At 62.3% G+C, this 16,955-nt stretch carries 17 protein-coding genes; 13 read left to right on the top strand and 4 right to left on the bottom strand.

The window, feature by feature from the left end; genetic code table 11:
- Window positions 1-4: 4 nt before the first annotated feature.
- Both PP1Y_RS05545 and PP1Y_RS05550 read left to right on the top strand, forming a co-directional pair.
- Window positions 5-844 (top strand): class III extradiol dioxygenase family protein, encoded by an 840-nt coding sequence (locus PP1Y_RS05545; protein ID WP_013837100.1) that lies wholly within the window; start codon window positions 5-7, stop codon window positions 842-844.
- A 23-nt stretch (window positions 845-867) separates the two neighbouring features.
- Window positions 868-2,052, top strand: coding sequence for a cytochrome P450 (locus PP1Y_RS05550; protein WP_013837101.1), 1,185 nt, complete (start codon window positions 868-870; stop codon window positions 2,050-2,052).
- 66 nt (window positions 2,053-2,118) lie between these two features.
- Here the strand turns inward: PP1Y_RS05550 and PP1Y_RS05555 are convergent, their stop codons facing one another.
- The 3 genes from PP1Y_RS05555 to ligK are packed head-to-tail and all read right to left on the bottom strand — an operon-like array spanning window position 2,119 to window position 4,733.
- Window positions 2,119-3,009, bottom strand: coding sequence for an amidohydrolase family protein (locus tag PP1Y_RS05555; RefSeq protein WP_013837102.1), 891 nt, complete (start codon window positions 3,007-3,009; stop codon window positions 2,119-2,121).
- Window positions 3,002-4,066 carry a 4-oxalomesaconate tautomerase gene (locus PP1Y_RS05560; RefSeq protein WP_013837103.1) on the bottom strand — a complete coding sequence of 355 codons (1,065 nt, stop codon included), beginning with the start codon at window positions 4,064-4,066 and terminating at the stop codon, window positions 3,002-3,004. The genes PP1Y_RS05555 and PP1Y_RS05560 overlap by 8 nt, the downstream gene beginning before the upstream one ends.
- Window positions 4,059-4,733 (bottom strand): 4-carboxy-4-hydroxy-2-oxoadipate aldolase/oxaloacetate decarboxylase, encoded by a 675-nt coding sequence (ligK, locus tag PP1Y_RS05565; RefSeq protein WP_013837104.1) that lies wholly within the window; start codon window positions 4,731-4,733, stop codon window positions 4,059-4,061. Before ligK ends, PP1Y_RS05560 begins: the two co-directional genes overlap by 8 nt.
- Window positions 4,734-4,832: 99 nt before the next feature.
- On the opposite strand from ligK, the gene PP1Y_RS05570 reads away from it, so the two are divergent.
- The 11 genes from PP1Y_RS05570 (at window position 4,833) to PP1Y_RS05620 (ending at window position 15,835) form a co-directional block, all read left to right on the top strand.
- Window positions 4,833-5,987 carry a LysR family transcriptional regulator gene (locus tag PP1Y_RS05570; RefSeq protein WP_013837105.1) on the top strand — a complete coding sequence of 385 codons (1,155 nt, stop codon included), beginning with the start codon at window positions 4,833-4,835 and terminating at the stop codon, window positions 5,985-5,987.
- A gap of 108 nt (window positions 5,988-6,095) precedes the next feature.
- Window positions 6,096-6,965, top strand: a complete 870-nt coding sequence (locus PP1Y_RS05575) for an NAD(P)-dependent oxidoreductase (RefSeq protein ID WP_013837106.1) — start codon at window positions 6,096-6,098, stop codon at window positions 6,963-6,965.
- The gene (locus PP1Y_RS05580; protein WP_013837107.1) at window positions 6,962-7,987 is read left to right on the top strand and encodes an amidohydrolase family protein; all 1,026 of its coding nucleotides are present in this window, start codon (window positions 6,962-6,964) and stop codon (window positions 7,985-7,987) included. The genes PP1Y_RS05575 and PP1Y_RS05580 overlap by 4 nt, the downstream gene beginning before the upstream one ends.
- A 4-nt stretch (window positions 7,988-7,991) precedes the next feature.
- A complete protein-coding gene (locus PP1Y_RS05585) occupies window positions 7,992-9,026 on the top strand; it encodes an aromatic ring-hydroxylating dioxygenase subunit alpha (protein ID WP_013837108.1) in 1,035 nt (344 codons plus the stop codon).
- Complete coding sequence (ligA, locus tag PP1Y_RS05590) at window positions 9,023-9,433, top strand: protocatechuate 4,5-dioxygenase subunit alpha (RefSeq protein ID WP_013837109.1); 411 nt, start codon at window positions 9,023-9,025, stop codon at window positions 9,431-9,433. Before PP1Y_RS05585 ends, ligA begins: the two co-directional genes overlap by 4 nt.
- A gap of 1 nt (window position 9,434) precedes the next feature.
- On the top strand, window positions 9,435-10,343 hold the full coding sequence (locus PP1Y_RS05595) for a class III extradiol dioxygenase subunit beta (protein WP_013837110.1): 909 nt from the start codon (window positions 9,435-9,437) through the stop codon (window positions 10,341-10,343).
- A 30-nt stretch (window positions 10,344-10,373) separates the two neighbouring features.
- Window positions 10,374-11,333: a Gfo/Idh/MocA family oxidoreductase gene (locus PP1Y_RS05600; RefSeq protein WP_013837111.1), complete on the top strand. Its 960-nt coding sequence runs from the start codon at window positions 10,374-10,376 to the stop codon at window positions 11,331-11,333.
- Window positions 11,333-12,325, top strand: coding sequence for an aldo/keto reductase (locus tag PP1Y_RS05605; protein WP_013837112.1), 993 nt, complete (start codon window positions 11,333-11,335; stop codon window positions 12,323-12,325). The genes PP1Y_RS05600 and PP1Y_RS05605 overlap by 1 nt, the downstream gene beginning before the upstream one ends.
- Window positions 12,326-12,602: 277 nt before the next feature.
- Window positions 12,603-13,940: a nodulation protein NfeD gene (locus PP1Y_RS05610; RefSeq protein WP_369799475.1), complete on the top strand. Its 1,338-nt coding sequence runs from the start codon at window positions 12,603-12,605 to the stop codon at window positions 13,938-13,940.
- 29 nt (window positions 13,941-13,969) lie between these two features.
- Window positions 13,970-14,749, top strand: coding sequence for a slipin family protein (locus PP1Y_RS05615; protein WP_013837114.1), 780 nt, complete (start codon window positions 13,970-13,972; stop codon window positions 14,747-14,749).
- A 105-nt stretch (window positions 14,750-14,854) separates the two neighbouring features.
- Window positions 14,855-15,835, top strand: a complete 981-nt coding sequence (locus PP1Y_RS05620) for a GGDEF domain-containing protein (protein WP_013837115.1) — start codon at window positions 14,855-14,857, stop codon at window positions 15,833-15,835.
- A 21-nt stretch (window positions 15,836-15,856) separates the two neighbouring features.
- Here PP1Y_RS05620 and PP1Y_RS05625 read toward each other — a convergent pair whose 3' ends face one another.
- Window positions 15,857-16,891 (bottom strand): oxidoreductase, encoded by a 1,035-nt coding sequence (locus PP1Y_RS05625; protein WP_013837116.1) that lies wholly within the window; start codon window positions 16,889-16,891, stop codon window positions 15,857-15,859.
- Window positions 16,892-16,955: the final 64 nt, after the last annotated feature.

Genomic DNA, 16,955 nt, shown 5'->3' on the forward strand with positions numbered 1-16,955 from the left:
GGTCATGGCAAAGATCATGGGCGGATACTTCACGAGCCATGTCCCATCGATTGGCGGGGCAATCGTGCGCGGCGACCAGGAAACGCCATACTGGAAGCCTTTCTTCGATGGCTTCCCGCCGGTGCGTGAGTGGCTCGCCGAGACGAAGCCCGATGTGGCCGTGTGCTTCTACAACGACCACGGGCTCAACTTCTTCCTCGACAAGATGCCGACATTCGCGGTCGGCGCTGCGAGGGAATACCGCAATGAGGACGAAGGCTGGGGCCTGCCCGTTTACAAGGCCTTTTCCGGCAATCCCGACCTCAGCTGGCATGTCATCGAACAGCTGGTCGATGACGAATTCGATGTGACGACCTGCCAAACGATGCTGGTCGATCATGCGCTGTCGCTACCTTTCGAGCTGGCCTGGCCCGATGCCGATGCCTGGCCGGTCAAGCTGGTGCCGATTGCGATCAATACGGTGCAATTCCCGCTTCCGTCAGCGAAGCGCTGCCTTGCGCTGGGACGGAGCGTCCACAAGGCATTGGCGAACTGGCAGGGTGACGAGAAGATCGTGGTCATAGGTACGGGCGGCCTCTCGCATCAGCTCGATGGTGAGCGTGCAGGCTTCATGAACCCCGAATACGATCGCTTCTGCATGGACAACCTTGCCGCCGATCCCGACGCGCTCACCCGGGACAGCGTGCGCGACATCGTGCGCCTGGCAGGAACTCAGGGCGTCGAAATCCTCAACTGGATCGCCGCACGCGGGGCGCTGGGTGACAGAGCCCATGAGGCCCATCGCAATTATCACATTCCCATTTCCAATACCGCCGCAGCGACTATGTTGTTGGAAACGGTCTGACACTGAGGGGAAGGCAGAGGCATATGGCCGTTCTTGAAAATCCGGGTTTCACATTCGATCCCTATTCGCCCGCCATCGATGCAGACCCGTTTCCGGCCTACAAGGTCCTGCGCGACAAATATCCCTGCTTCTGGAGCGAGCAGGCCGGGAAATGGGTGCTTTCGCGCTACGATGATATCCTTGCCGCCTTGTCCAACTGGCGGGTCTACAGTTCGGCAAAGGGCAATCTGGTCGACGAGTTCCCGGGACGCGCGGGGTCGACCCTGGGTAGCTCCGATCCGCCGCGGCATGACCGTCTGCGCGGTCTGATCCAGTCAGCCGTGACCAAACGGGCGCTCGATCACCTGATCGCGCCTGCCAAGGCTTCGGCGCGGATGCATCTTGCGGCACTGGATGGCTGCGACAGCTTCGACTTCGTGGGCGAGTTCGGCTCGAAAGTAACGGTCGACCTGCTCTTCCACTTGTTCGCCCTGCCGTTGGACAATGCCGATGAAGTTCGGCGCAATGCAGTGCTGATGGTCCAGACCGACCCGGTGACGCGCCAAAAGGCGCCGGAACACCTCGCCGCTTTCGAGTGGATGGCCGATTATGCGCAAGACCTTGTGCACGAACGCAAAAAGAGCCCTGGCGACGATCTCCTGTCGAATTTCATAACAGCCGAAATCGACGGCGAAAAGCTGCTCGACAAGGAAGTCCAGCTGACGGTGACGACGCTTATCATGGCGGGAATCGAGTCGCTTTCCGGTTTCTTCGGCATGTTCGCGCTTAATCTTGCCGATTATCCCGAGGCCCGCCATGCCCTCGTAGCCGACCCGTCGCTGATCGCTGACGCAATGGAGGAATCGCTTCGCTTCAACACTTCGGCACAGCGGTTCAAGCGCACGCTGACCTGCGACGTCGAACTGCATGGGCAGACGATGAAGGCCGGCGATGCGGTTATCCTGTGCTACGGTTCGGCGAACCGTGACGAGCGCATGTTCGTCAATCCGGACACCTATGACATCGAGCGCCGGCCCAAGCGGCATCTGGGTTTTGGCGGCGGGGTTCACTCGTGCCTTGGCTCCATGCTCGCCCGCGTTGCAACGCAGGCTGCCTTTGAGGAACTGCTGACGGCAATCCCCGATTTCAGCCGCTTTGACGAGACGCTGGCCTGGACTTCGTCGTCCAACTTCCGAAGCCCGAAAGCGCTTCGGCTTACCGTCGGTTGACGATCAAACGAAAGGCCCCGGCGGATCGCTCCGACGGGGCCTGTCTGTCTCGGTTATACTGGTGCCTTACAGTTCTTCGGGCCAGTAGAGGCGCATCGGGTTGGAGACGAGGAGCTTGCGCTGCAGCTCTTCGGTAGGCGCGATGCGCGGGATCATGTCGACGATGTGGCCATCGTCGGGGATCTCGTCCTGCATGTTCGGGTGCGGCCAGTCGGTGCCCCAGATCACGCGGTCCTGATAGTCGGCGACCAGCGGCGCGACGGCATGGGCGAAGGCGTCCCAGGGGTCGCCCTTGCCACCTTCCTTGATCGCGTCGAGGCGATCTGGACAGGTCGGCTTGAACCAGATGTCGTTCCGGCTCTCAAGGAAAGTGCGGAATGCCTTCATGTCGGCTCCGTCCGGCCCCTGGGTCACGTCGGGACGGCCCATGTGGTCGACGACGAGGGGGACCGGGATCGCGTTCATGAACGGGCGCAGTTCCTCGAGGATGTCGGCCTCGAAGTAGATTACAACGTGCCAGCCCTTTGGTAGGCGGCGGGCCACTTCGAGGAACTTGTCCTTGGGCGCATCGTCGACGAGGCGCTTGAGGAAGTTAAACCGAATGCCGCGAATGCCGCCTTCGTGCAGCGCGGCAAGATCGGCTTCGGAAATTGCCGGATCGACGACGGCAACGCCGCGCGCCTTGCCCTGCGACTTGGCAATGGCATCGAGCGTGGCGGCATTGTCCGTGCCGTGGCAGCTCGCCTGGACGATCACGTTGCGCGTGAAACCGAGGTGATCGCGCAGGGCAAAGAGCTTGTCGGGCCCGGCATCTTCGGGAAGGTATTTCGCCTTGGCGCTGAACGGGAACTGCGCCATCGGGCCAAAGACGTGGCAATGCGCGTCGACGGCGCCTGCCGGCGGTGTATAGCCAGGCTTGCTCGGCGCGCCGTGCCAGGAAACGATACGATCAGACATAGACAATCCCGTCCATCAGCTTGCGGGCAGTTCGAAGGAGAGCAGCGGTCTTGACGTTGCCACCCTCGTCGGTTTCGAGGACGCAGGACATCTCACCGGTCGGGTGTTCGACCGAGAGCGTCTTGCGGAGACCCTCAGGGATTTCGGCCAGCTCTGCCGCAGGCGAGCCTTCGATGAGGCAGGCGGTGGCGACCGAGACCGCGCCCAGGACACCGATCGTGGCGTGGGCACGGTGCGGGATGAAACTGCGAACCGTGATCGCGCCGCCGTTCTTCGGACGCGCAACCAGCATCATCTTGGGGACCGACTTTTCCTTGACGTCGCCAAGGTTCATCGTCTCGCCCACGGCAAGCCGGATCGCCTCGATCTTCGCTTTCAGCTCGGTATTGGCATCGAGGCTGTCGCGGTCCTCGTAGCCGGTGATGCCGACGTCCTCAGCCTTCATCACCACGCAGGGCATGCCGTTGTCGATCAGCGTTACGGGCACGCCGTTGACGACGTCGACGGCATTGCCGCTGGGCAGGAGCGCGCCGCACGAAGATCCGGCAGTGTCGCGAAATTCGAGCGGGACGGGGGCGTGGGTGCCGGGCACACCGTCAATCGCCGCGTCTCCGGCGTAGGAGACCTGGCCGCCCGGCGTCTGCACGGTGGCAACGGCGACCTGGCCGGTGTTTTCCATGTAGATCGCAACGCGGGTTTCATCGCCGCTGGCATCGACGAGGCCGCGTTCGATCGCGAAGGGGCCGATCCCGGCGAGGATGTTGCCGCAGTTCTGCGCATCGCTGACGATGGCCTGGTCGACGAAGACCTGCAGGAACAGGTAATCGACGTCGATCCCTTCGCGGGTGGACTTGCTGACGACGGCGACCTTGCTGGTCAGAGGGTCGGCGCCGCCCATGCCGTCGATCTGGCGCGGATCGGGTGAGCCCATGACGCCGAGGAGGAATGCATCGCGCGCAGCCGTATCTGTGGGCAGGTCATCCTTGAGGAAGTAGCCGCCCTTGGATGTCCCCCCGCGCATCCACATGACGGGTACGCTGGATTGGACGTCAGACATACTTGAGGCCTTCCTTCTCGAGGCGCTCGCGCATTTTGTACATGTCGAGGCCGAGGACGCCTGCGGCGAGCTTCTCACGCTTTTCGCCTTCGTTGGCTTCGCGTGCACGGGCCTTTTCGAGAACTTCAGCGGCCTTTTCGCGCGGCACGACGACGACGCCGTCATCGTCGGCGACGATCACGTCGCCCGGCTGCACGGCCGCGTTGGCGCAAACGACAGGGACGTTGACCGAGCCGAGCGTGTTCTTGACCGTGCCCTGCGCGTAGACTGCCTTCGACCAGACCGGAAAACCCATCTCGGTAAGGTCGCGCACGTCACGCACGCCTGCGTCGATGACGAGGCCGCGGCAGCCGCGCGCCATGGCGCTGGTGGCCAGCAGGTCTCCAAAATAGCCGTCTTCGCAGGGGCTGGTCGGGGCCAGCAGAAGGATGTCGCCTTCCTTGAGCTGTTCGATGGCGACGTGGACCATCCAGTTGTCACCCGGAGGGGCGCTGATCGTTACCGCCGAACCGGCGATGCGGGCGCCTGCGTAGATCGGGCGCATGTAGCTGGCGAGAAGGCCGGTGCGTCCCTGCGCTTCGTGAACAGTGGCGACGCCGCACTGGGCCAGGCCGTCGATCACCTCGGGGGCCGCGCGTTCGATGTTCTGGACGACAATACCGGTCATGAATCTACTCCTCTGCTTCCCTGCACAGATGAATGACCCCTGGCCTAGAGGGAAAGAGAAACTTTGGACGAGCGATTGGTTTTGGCTAAGAGTGTCTGAATGGAAATATGGAGTCTCAACCTTCGACACCTGCGCGCCGTGGCGAAAATCGCGGAACTCGGGACAGTCAATGCAGCAGCGGCGGCTGTAAATCTCAGCCAGCCAGCCATAACGCAGGCGTTGAGTCGCCTGGAGGCCATGCTTGGCCTGCCACTGTTCGAGCGTCGGCACGACGGCATGATTCCGACTCGCGCCGGCGATGTGCTGACCCCGCGCATCTTTGCTGCGCTTGCTCATATCCAGAGCCCGCACGTGACGATGTCGCGCTTGCGTGCATTGCTCGCGCTGGCCGAGACGGGAAGTTATGCCGGGGCAGGGCAGGAGACCGGATTGTCGCTGCCCTCGATCCATCGCGCGGTGAACGATCTGGCGCTGGCACTGCGCAGGCCGCTCGTGGTGCGACGGGGCAAGTTCGTCATACCGACCGAGGCGGGGAATCAGCTCGCCCGGGAGTTTCGCCTAGCCCGCGTGGAACTTGAGGCGGGCCTGTCGGAAGTGGAGGCGCTGCGGGGCTACGAAACCCGGCGGATCGCGATCGGAGCGATGCCGCTTTCGCGCGCCCGGGTGCTGCCCGCGGCAGTGGCGCGGTTTCTCTCTCGCCGCCCTCAGGTGAAGCTTACGATCGTCGAGGGGTCCCGCGCCGAGCTGGTCGACCCCCTGCGCAATGGCTCGCTGGATGTCATCGTTGGCGCCCTGCGCGATCCGCTGATCGAGGAAGACCTGGTTCAGCGCCCTCTATTCGACGATGCCCCCGCCATCTTTGCTCGCAAGGGCCATCCGCTCAGCAACGGCAAGCCGACGCCGGCCCAGATGGCAAGCTATCCTTTCTGTCTTGCGCCGCGCGGCACGCCGCTGCGCGATAGCTTCGAGCGCTATTTCACCGAGAATGGTCAGGCGCTTCCTGAAGTTCCTGTGGAATCGGGGTCGGCCCTGATGATCCGGCAGGTCATGATGAATTCGAATTTTCTGGCTCTGTTGTCGCCGGACCAGATGCAGGTCGAAGTGCAGGCAGGGTGGCTGTGCGAACTGACTCGCTTGCCGCGGGGTTATCAGCGTACGATCGGCATGACGACGCGGGCTTCCTTGCGCCCGACCGAGGTCCAGGCAGAGTTCTTCGCGGATCTGCAGGCTGCGGCAACGGAAATTGCCGAGTAGCGCAAGCTGTTGAAACGGGTACGCCGCGAAGGCATGGATTAGTCTCATATTATATCGCAAAGCCAGTTCCGATTGGCCTCGATGCGGGTGGCAGGGCATTGGGGCTTCATGAATAATTCCATAGCTCTCATTGGGTTTGGGGAGGCCGGATCAACCTTTGCGCGCGGCGCGCAATGGGGGGATAATGTCAGGGCTTTCGATATCGACCCGTCGCGGCGCGAGGCGATGGATTCGCACGGTGTTATCGCCTGCGACAGTATTGCCGAGGCACTCGATGGCGCCCGGCTTGTTCTGTCGCTGGTTACCGCGGACGCCGCTCCCGAAGTCGCCCGGGCCGCTGCGGCGCTGCTCGGTGAAGGCGCGATCTTCTGTGACCTGAATTCGGTCGCGCCGGGGACGAAGCGGGCGTCGGCGCAGGCGGTGAACGCAGGCAAGGGGCGCTACGTCGATGTGGCGGTGCTCGCTCCTGTAGAGCCGGCGCGCATGAAAGTTCCGCTGCTCGTATCGGGCGCCGAAGCGGCCAAGGCGCAGGAATTGCTGGGCGAAGCCGGTTTCGCCAATGTGCGCACGGTAGGTGACCAGGTCGGCCGCGCATCGGCGATCAAGCTGGTGCGCTCGGTCATGGTGAAGGGGCTCGAGGCCCTGACCGCCGAAATGATGATGGCCGCTCATGCCGAGGGCGTGGCGCAAGAGGTTCTCGCGTCGCTCGATGCCAGCGAGAAGTCGGTCGGTTGGGCCGAAAGGGCTGACTACAATCTGGACCGGATGTTGATCCACGGCCGCCGCCGCGCGGCCGAGATGCAGGAAGCGGCGCAGATGCTGCGTTCGCTGGGAATCGATCCGCTGATGACGGATAATACCGTTAACTGGCAGCGATCGCTCGGGCAGTTGGCGATGACACCGCTTCCCGAAGGTTACGAAGCCAAGCTCGCCGGAATCGCGGCGACTGGCGTATTCACGAGAGGAGATGGGAAATGACGCTCGTCATTGACTGCCACGGTCACTACACGGTTCTGCCCAAAGCGCACGATGAATGGCGTGAAGCCCAGAAAGCCGCATTCAAGGCCGGTGAAACGCCGCCGCCTTATCCCGAGATTTCCGATGACGAGATCCGCGATACGATCGAGCAGAACCAGCTGCGCCTGATCAAGGAACGCGGCGCGGACCTGACGATCTTTTCCCCGCGCGCGTCGGCCATGGCCCACCATGTCGGCGATCAGGAGGTGTCCGAGGAATGGGCGCAGCACTGCAATAACCTGATCTACCGCGTCACCAAGCTCTATCCCGAGACTTTCGTGGGCGTGTGCATGCTGCCGCAGAGCCCGAAGGCGGACCTGACGGCCTCGGTCAAGGAACTGCGCCGCTGCGTCGAGGAACTCGGCTTCATCGGCTGCAACCTCAACCCCGATCCGGGCGGTGGCCATTTCGAACATCCGCCGCTGACCGACGAATACTGGTTCCCGATCTACGAAGCGATGTGCGAGCTGGACGTCCCGGCGATGATCCACGTCTCGGGTTCCTGCAATCCGGCGATGCACGCCACAGGCGGTTTCTACCTTGCGGCCGATACGGTCGCCTTCATGCAGCTGCTGCAGGGCGACCTGTTCACCCGCTTCCCGAACCTGCGCTTCATCATTCCGCACGGCGGCGGCGCAGTGCCGTTCCACTGGGGCCGCTATCGCGGGCTTGCCGACATGCTCAAGCAGCCCTCGCTCGACCAGCACCTCATGAACAACGTGTTCTTCGACACCTGCGTCTATCACCAGCCGGGCATCAACCTGCTGGCCGAAGTGATCGAGACCAAGAACATCCTGTTTGGCTCGGAAATGGTCGGAGCGGTTCGCGGGATCGATCCGCAGACCGGGCACTATTTCGACGACACCAAGCGCTACGTCGACGCACTGGATATCAGCAACGATCAACGTCACGCCATTTTCGAGGGTAACGCCCGCCGGGTGTTCCCGCGTCTCGACGCGAAACTTAAGGAACGAGGTCTCTAAAGCCATGAGTACCTGGCTAACCAATCAGTGGTACGTCGCTGCCTGGGATGCGGAAGTCGACACCGGACCGCTCTCACGCACGATCTGCGGCGTGCCGATCATGCTTTACCGCAAGCTCGACCGTTCGGTCGTGGCCATGCGCGACGCCTGCCCGCATCGCCTGCTGCCCCTTTCGATGGGCATTCGCGAAGGCGATTCCATCCGCTGCAAGTATCACGGCCTGAAACTCGGTCCGGACGGCGTTGCGGAAGAAATGCCGCTGAAGTCCGAAGCGGTTAACAAGCGCGTGTGTGCCGAAGTCTTCGCGACAGCCGAGAAGCACCGCTTCATCTGGATCTGGATCGGCGAACGGGACAAGGCCGACCCCGCGCTGATTCCCGATCTGTGGCCCTGCAGCACCAAGGGCTGGGTCTTCGACGGCGGCTACTACCCGATCAAGTGCGACTACCGCCTGATGATCGACAACCTGATGGACCTCACGCACGAGACTTACGTCCACTCCAGCTCGATCGGGCAGGAAGAGATTCTCGAGGCGCCTCTGGAGTGCCGGGTTGAAGAGGAACGCGTGTTCCTCTCGCGCTGGATGCCGGCGATCGACGCGCCGCCGTTCTGGCGCAATGCGCTCAAGAAGCCCGGGCCGGTCGACCGCTGGCAGATCTGCCAGTTCCTCCTGCCCTCCGCCGTCATGATCGACGTCGGGGTCGCGCCTGTCGATGCAGGTGCCACGCTGGAAGATCACGACCAGGGCGTTCGCGGCATGGTGGTCGACTTCATGACGCCGGAAACCGAGACCAGCCATCACTACTTCTGGGGCATGGCACGCAACTTCGACATCGACGACACCGGCTTCACCGCCAGGTTCAAGGCCCAGCAGGGCGGCGTCTTTGCCGAGGACCGCGAAATTCTCGAGGCACAGCAGGAAGCCATTCTCGCCAATCCGGGCAAGAAGCTGGCTGCATATCGCATCGATGAGGGCGGTGTGCGTGCTAGGCAGATCATCACCCGCAAGATGCGGGCGGAGCAGGAGGCAGATGGATGAGCAAGTACAAGGACATCCACGAGTATCTCGATGATTTCGAGGATATCCCCGGCACCCGCGTCTACACGGCGGCGCGGGCTCGTCAGGGCTATCACCTCAACCAGTTCGCGATGAGCCTCATGAAGCCCGAGAACCGCGAGCGGTGGGAAGCTGACGAGCGCGCTTATCTCGACGAATGGCCGATGAGCGAGGAACAAAAGCAGGCGGTGCTCGATCGCGACTACAACCGACTGCTCGATCTTGGCGGGAACATCTACTTCCTTTCCAAGGTTTTCTCCACCGATGGCCTCAGCTTCGTGCAGGCCGTATCGACGATGACCGGAATGAGCGTGGAAGACTATCAGGCGATGATGAATGCCGGTGGCCGCTCGCCCAAGGGCGTTCGCTCCAAGCGGGAAGGAAACTGACATGGCGCGCATTACTGCAGGCGTCGGCTCCAGCCACGTGCCGCTGCTCGGCGTGGCGGCGGACCAGGGCAAGGACCGGGACGCCTACTTCAAGCCGATCTTCGACGGCTATGACTGGACCAGGAAGTGGATTGCGGACGAGGCAAAGCCGGATGTCGTGATCCTCGTCTACAACGATCACGCTTCGGCATTCGACATGAGCATCGTGCCGACTTTCGCCATCGGCTGCGGTGAGCGTTATGCGCCGGCCGACGAAGGCTGGGGTCCGCGCCCCGTGCCCGACGTGATGGGCCACCCGGATCTGGCCTGGCATATCGCCCAGAGCCTCATTCTCGACGAATTCGACATGACGATCATCAACGAGATGGACGTCGATCACGGCCTGACCGTGCCGCTGACGATGATGTACGGTGCGCCGGAGGCATGGCCGGTCAAGGTCATTCCGCTCGCCGTGAATGTCGTCACCTACCCGCCGCCGTCGGGCAACCGCTGCTGGGCACTGGGCGAGGCCATCGCCCGCGGGGTCAACAGCTTTGGCGAGGATCTCAACGTGCAGATCTGGGGCACCGGCGGCATGAGCCACCAGCTCCAGGGCCCGCGCGCCGGCCTTATCAACGCCGAGTGGGACAACAAGTTCATGGACGGTCTCGTCGGCGAGACCCAGGCGCTGCGTTCGATCCCGCACATCGAGTATCTGCGCGAGACCGGGTCCGAAGGGATCGAGATGGTCATGTGGCTGATCATGCGCGGGGCGCTGGGCAGGAGCACCAAGTGCCTGCATCGTCACTACCACGTCCCTTGTTCGAACACCACCATCGGGCATATCGTGCTTGAACCGGTCGACGGCACGGTTCCGCCAAGTCCCACGCTGGAAGGAAACAACGCCGCAGCGCAGGCCCTGATAAGCTGAAATCACACGAGTATTCCAAGGAGTAATCCCATGCGTATAGCCCTCGTTGGCGCCGGAGCCTTCGGCGAGAAGCACCTTGACGGCCTCAAGAATATCGACGGCGTCGAGATCACATCGATCATCAGCCGGACCGGCGAGCAGGCTGCTGCCGTTGCCGAAAAATATGGTGCCAAGCACAGTTCGACCGAGCTTGCCGACGCGCTTGCACGTGATGACGTCGATGCCGTGATCCTTTGCACCCCCACCCAGATGCACGCCGAACAGGCGATTGCCTGCATGGAAGCTGGCAAGCACGTTCAGGTGGAAATTCCGCTTGCGGACAGCTGGGCGGATGCCCAGGCAGTGGTCAAGAAGCAGCAGGAAACCGGCCTTGTCTGCATGGTGGGCCATACCCGCCGCTTCAACCCCTCTCACCAGTGGGTTAAGAAGCGGATCGAAGCCGGTGAACTGAACATCCAGGCAATGGACGTCGAAACCTACTTCTTCCGTCGCAAGAACATGAATGCAAAGGGCGAGCCGCGCAGCTGGACCGACCACCTGCTTTGGCATCACTCGGCCCATACCATCGATATCTTCCAGTACATGACCGGTTCGAAAGTCATTCGCGCCAATGCACTGCAGGGACCCAAGCACCCCGAACTCGGCATTGCCATGGACATGTCGATCCAGATGAAGACGCAAGCCGGCCAGGTTCTCACGCTCTCGCTTTCGTTCAACAACGATGGTCCGCTCGGGACTTTCTTCCGTTACATCGGTGACACCGGTACTTACATCGCGCGCTACGATGACCTGGTGACCGGGCGCGAGGAGCCGATCGATGTTTCGAACGTCGATATCTCGATGAACGGAATCGAACTGCAGGACCGTGAATTCGTCGCTGCCATCCGCGAAGGCCGCGAGCCCAACAGCTCGGTCGGTTCGGTCCTGGATTGCTACCGCGTTATCGGTGAGCTTGCTGCGAGCCTTGAAGAGCAGGACGGTTGGTCCTGATGAAACAGCGCAACCTCGCCGGCAAGGCGCTCAACCCGGTCGGGCTGGGCTGCATGAACGTGGCCTGGGCTTACGGCAACGCGCCGAGCCGCGAGGATGCCCTGGCCCTGTTCCGCCACGCGCTCGACAACGGATGCGATCATTTCGATACGGCCAACATCTACGGCAAGGGCATGTCCGAGGAGATCCTCGGGGAAGCGATCGGCGATCGGCGCAAGGAATTCTTCCTCGCGACGAAGACCGGTATCCTCGTCGATGGTCCGCGTCGCGGGATCGACTGCAGCCCGGAGGCTATAGAGGCTTCGCTCGATGCCAGCCTGAAGCGGCTGCGCACCGATCATGTGGACCTGTTCTACATGCACCGCTTCGACCCCAAGGTTCCCATTGCCGATTCGGTGGGCGCCATGGTGCGGGCGATGGAGGCAGGCAAGATCGGCGCTTACGGCGTTTCGGAATGGTCTGCGGAACATGTCCGCCAGGCCCACGCAGTACACCCGATGGCTGCCGTCCAGACCGAATACTCGCTCTGGACACGCAACGTCGAGCTGGGCGTACTCGAAACGACCCGTGAACTGGGCATTGCCTTCGTCGCCTTCTCCCCGGTCGCACGCGGGGTGCTGGCCGGCGCGGTGAGCGATGTTACGACATTGGCCGAAACCGACCTGCGACGCAGCCACCCGCGTTTCCAGCCCGACGCCTGGGAAAAGAACCTCGTGTTGGTCGAGCGGTTCAATGCCCTTGCCGGCGAGGCGGGACTGGCTCCGGCGCAGCTTGCGCTGGCCTGGGTGCTTTCGCGTTCGGACAATGTCCATGTCATCCCAGGTACCCGCTCGACCGATCACTGGGCGCAGAACAATGCGGCAGGCGGGCTCACGGTCGACACGTCCATTCTCGACCGTGCCGATGCGCTGATCAACCAGCAGACGGTAACCGGGCATCGCTACCCGGAAGTCATGCGCGGGACTATCGATACCGAGGATTATCCCGCCTGAGGGCCAAGCCCATGAATTTGGGGCCCTGAATTTGGGGCCTTGAATTGGGGTCTTCAGCGAGTGAACAAATTGCGGCGGCGGGGTGCGACCCTGCCGCCGTTTTCATATCGGGCAAGTTCCCCAAGGCACGTGGCCCTCCGGCGGAAGATTACGCAATTGCCGATAGTTGTGCTATGAAAGGTTCATTGTCGATACCGGCACAAGACATGCTGTGGCCCCGTTCGCAATGGGCCGAAAGTAGCGGGAAATGGGACAGGCTATTGCAAGGTTGATCGGGGTGGGCAGAACGCTCGTTTGCCTCCTGTTGCTTGCCATTCCATTTACCCTCACGATTTCGACAAGTTTCGCGCAAGATCGGCGGCCCACCGCCGTGGTCATGACTGTCGACGGTGCGATCGGGCCAGCTACTGCCGCATATCTTGGTGACGGTTTCGAACAGGCGCGAGAGCAAGGCGCCGAACTGGTCCTGATCGAGATGGATACGCCGGGGGGGCTCGACACCTCCATGCGCCAGATCATCCGCGACATTCTCGCGATGCCGATGCCGGTCGTCGTATATGTGCACCCCAGCGGCGCGCGGGCAGCCAGTGCGGGAACCTACATCGCCTATGCTGCCCATATTTCAGCCATGACCCCCGGCACGAACCTGGGCGCGGCCACGCCGATCCAGTTGGGAGCCACGGGCGGCTCGGGCGAAGATCGGGAGGAGGCGAAAGAAAAGCCGCAGCCCGCGAACACCGGAGAGCGCAAGGCGGTGAACGATGCCGTCGCCTACATCCGCTCACTTGCAGAGCTGCGCGGACGCAATGTCGAATGGGCGGAAGAGGCCGTACGCGGCGCAGCCAGCCTCTCGGCCCAATCCGCGCTGGAGAAAAACGTCATAGACCTGATCGCCACTGACCGTGCTTCGCTGCTGAGGCAGATCGACGGCAAGGTCGTGATGATTGGCGGCAAGGCACGGACGATCCGTACTGAGGGGATCAGGATAATCGTGGTGAAGCCCGGCTTCGGCGATCGTGTGCTGGCGACGATTACCGATCCCAATATCGCCCTGATCCTGATGATGGTGGGGGTCTATGGGCTGCTCTTCGAGTTCCTCAATCCCGGCTCCATGGTGCCCGGTACGGTAGGAGCGATCTCGCTTCTCGTTGGCCTTTACGCGCTGGCGGCTTTGCCGGTGGATCTGGCAGGGGGCGCCCTCATCCTCCTCGGCCTTGCCCTGATGGTGGGAGAAGCTTTCGCGCCGTCCTTCGGCATTCTCGGCATCGGCGGCCTCATCGCCTTCGTGCTGGGCGCAGCGCTGCTTATCGACACCGATGTGGCAGCCTTTCAGGTGAGCGCGTCAGTGATTGCCGCATTGGCGGTCGCAGGCGTGTTGGTCATCGGGATCACGGCGAGGCTGGGCATCCGCGCGCAGCGAATGCGGGTGGAAACCGGAGAGCAGGGCATGATCGGTCTTCATGGCGAAGTGCTCGACTGGGCGGGGCGCTGCGGTCACGTTCTGGCCCATGGAGAACGATGGGTCGCGACCGGCCCGGAAAACCTCGAGTGCGGGGCCCTTGTCGTCGTTGAAGGAATTCGAGGCCTGCAATTGCAGGTTGCCAGGCCGAGTTGAACAGGTCTTTGATCAGGAGGAACATGTAAATGGATATCGCCGGCGATCTGGGGTTCTACGTCCCGCTCCTGTTCATTGTTCTCATATTCCTGTGGTCCGCAATCAAGATCCTGCGCGAGTATGAGCGCGGTGTTGTCTTCACGCTCGGGCGCTTCACATCGGTGAAGGGACCGGGACTGATCATCCTCATCCCGTTCGTGCAGCAGATGGTCCGCACCGACTTGCGCACGGTCGTCCTCGATGTGCCGACGCAGGACGTCATCTCGCGCGACAACGTCTCGGTAAAGGTCAATGCCGTGGTCTATTTCCGCGTGCTCGATCCCAAGAGCGCGATCATTCAGGTGGAGGACTTTATCCAGGCGACCAGCCAGTTGGCCCAGACCACCTTGCGCTCGGTGCTCGGCAAGCACGATCTCGACGAAATGCTGGCCGAGCGCGACAAGCTCAACAGCGATATCCAGGAGATCCTCGACAAGCAGACCGATGCCTGGGGAATCAAGGTCGCCAACGTCGAGATCAAGCATGTCGACATCGACGAATCGATGATCCGCGCGATTGCCCGGCAGGCCGAAGCCGAGCGCGAACGGCGCGCAAAGGTGATCAATGCAGAAGGCGAACAACAGGCGGCGGCCAAGCTGCTGGAAGCCGCCAATATCCTGAGCGCTGCACCTGAAGCGATGCAACTGCGCTATCTCTCGACGCTCAACGTCCTTGCGAACGAGCGCAACAGCTCCACCATTGTCTTCCCCTTCCCGATGAACCTGGGCGACTGGCTCAAGTCGATGAAGGACACGTCGTCATCAGACTGATTGCGCAGTGACCAGCGGTAAACGCGCTCTTTACTTCTTCGCCTTACGGTCTGCTTTCACCCCGCTTGCGGGACTGACAGCCTATCGTGTGCAAGATCGGGGTCGATGATTCACTTCCACGCCAACGTCGCCATCAAGGATAGCTCAAAGGTCATCAACGATGACAGCCCGGATTCGCTGAAGCTCTACGAGCGGGCGGCGGCGCTGGTCCCGATGGGGGCATGGTCATGCAATTTGCCCGGCAATGAACTGGACTGGACGGAGGGGGTTTACGATCTCTTCGGACTATCCGCGCGAAATATTCCCGATCGCCGCACGGTGCTGGAAATGTACGACGAGGAATCGCGCGAACTCCTGGAGTACAAGCGTTCGAAGGCGGTCGAGGCGTGCTCCCGCTTCACACTCGATGCCCGCATCGTCCGGCCTGACGGCATGGAGCGCTGGATCAGGATTACCGCCGCCACGCGAGCCTGCAACGGGCGAGCCGAGGCGCTCTATGGCATGAAGCAGGACATCACCGAGGACCATGCGCGCTGGGAACATCTGCGTCAGCAGGCCGAGTGCGATCCGTTGACCGGCGTCGCCAATCGCTCGCGCTTCCAGCAATTCCTCGAACAGCCCGACACTTGTGCACTGCGCGGGCGCGTGGGCGCCTTGCTCCTGCTCGACCTCGACGGCTTCAAGAAGATCAACGACTGGTGGGGCCATGCGGCAGGCGATGCCTGCCTCGCTGCTTTCGCCGAGCGGCTTCGCAGGGCTTTTCCGCAGGCGCATCTGATCTCGCGCATCGGCGGCGATGAGTTCGCGGTCCTGCTTCCCCCGGCGCCCCTGAACTCGGCTATCGAGGGCGAAGTGCATTGCGTGATCGGCCATCTCCTGTCACCGGTGGCGTGGAACGGCGATCTGCTGCCCCTTGGCGTTTCGGTCGGCTTGGCCCACGCACCGGCAGCGGCTTCGCTCAGCGCTTGCGGTGAGATCAAGCTCGATCCGCAAGCCCTGTTCATCGCTGCCGACAAGGCGCTCTACGAGGCCAAGGCAAATCCCGCGCTCGCGCTCGTCAGCGCTTCAAACCGAGACTACTCCTGAGCTTATCGCTCAACCGGACTGTTAGCGCGGGTCTGGAAGAATCGGAATTTCCCGTCTTTCTTGCGCACTCTCCTGAGCCGCCCGGAGAACTTCCATGACCGCGATCGCATGCCGGGTGGGAACGGCTGGGCTTGCGCCAGCACTCAGGCAGTCGCGCACATTCTCATAGAACGCCTGATAGCAGCCGCGTTTGTTCGCAATCGGCCGGGCCGCCCCGTCGACGCCGGTTAATACTCCTTCGTGGGGGTCGATCCCCCAGGCAGCTTCGCGGGGCGTCATGCCGCTACTGCCTTGCTCTTCCTGCACGTCGAGGCCGCGCTTGATGTAGCTTGCCCTGGTGCCATGCACGGCAAAACGCAGGCCATGATCGGGGACGAGCTGCGAGATGTGCAATATCGCGCGCGTTCTGGCATAGCGCAGCACGACATGCGCGAAGTCCGGCGCGTGACCTTCCAGTTTCTGGATTGCGATATCCGCCCAGACGGCCTCGGGCATGCCGAAAAGGCTCAAGACCTGGTCGATCAGGTGCGGTCCTAGATCCTGCCAGACACCGCCAAATCGCTTGTCCTTCCAGCGCTGTCCCGCCTCGAGGCGCAGGCGGTCGAAGTGGCTTTCGAAATGCATCACCTCGCCCAGTTCGCCCGCTTCCACCAGCGACTGCAGGGTCAGGAAGTCAGCATCCCAGCGGCGGTTATGGAAGACGAAGACGTGCCGATCGCAATGCTCGGCGGTTTCGGCAATTCTGCGCGCGTCGGCGATGGTGACGGCGAAGGGCTTGTCGATGACGACATGCTTGCCTGCTGCAAGAGCCGACAGCGCCTGCGGCGCGTGCAGGTGATCCGGCGTCGCCAGGACGACAAGTTCTATCGTCGGATCTGCCAGGACGGCGTCGATCTGCGTTTCAACCTGCAGGTCGGGCCAGTCGGCATGCACTTTGGCCGGATCGCTCGACACCACTGCCGCCAGTTCCACTCCGTCGGTGACCTGGAGCAGGGGAGCGTGAAAGACCTTGCCTGCCAGACCGTAGCCGATGAGGGCAGCTCGGATGCATTCCACGGTTACTGTCCTTCTCTAGCGCATGCGATGGGGGCTGAACTAAGGCCTAAGCGCGCATGGCCTT

It is taken from the genome of Novosphingobium sp. PP1Y (genome assembly GCF_000253255.1).
Taxonomy (GTDB): domain Bacteria; phylum Pseudomonadota; class Alphaproteobacteria; order Sphingomonadales; family Sphingomonadaceae; genus Novosphingobium.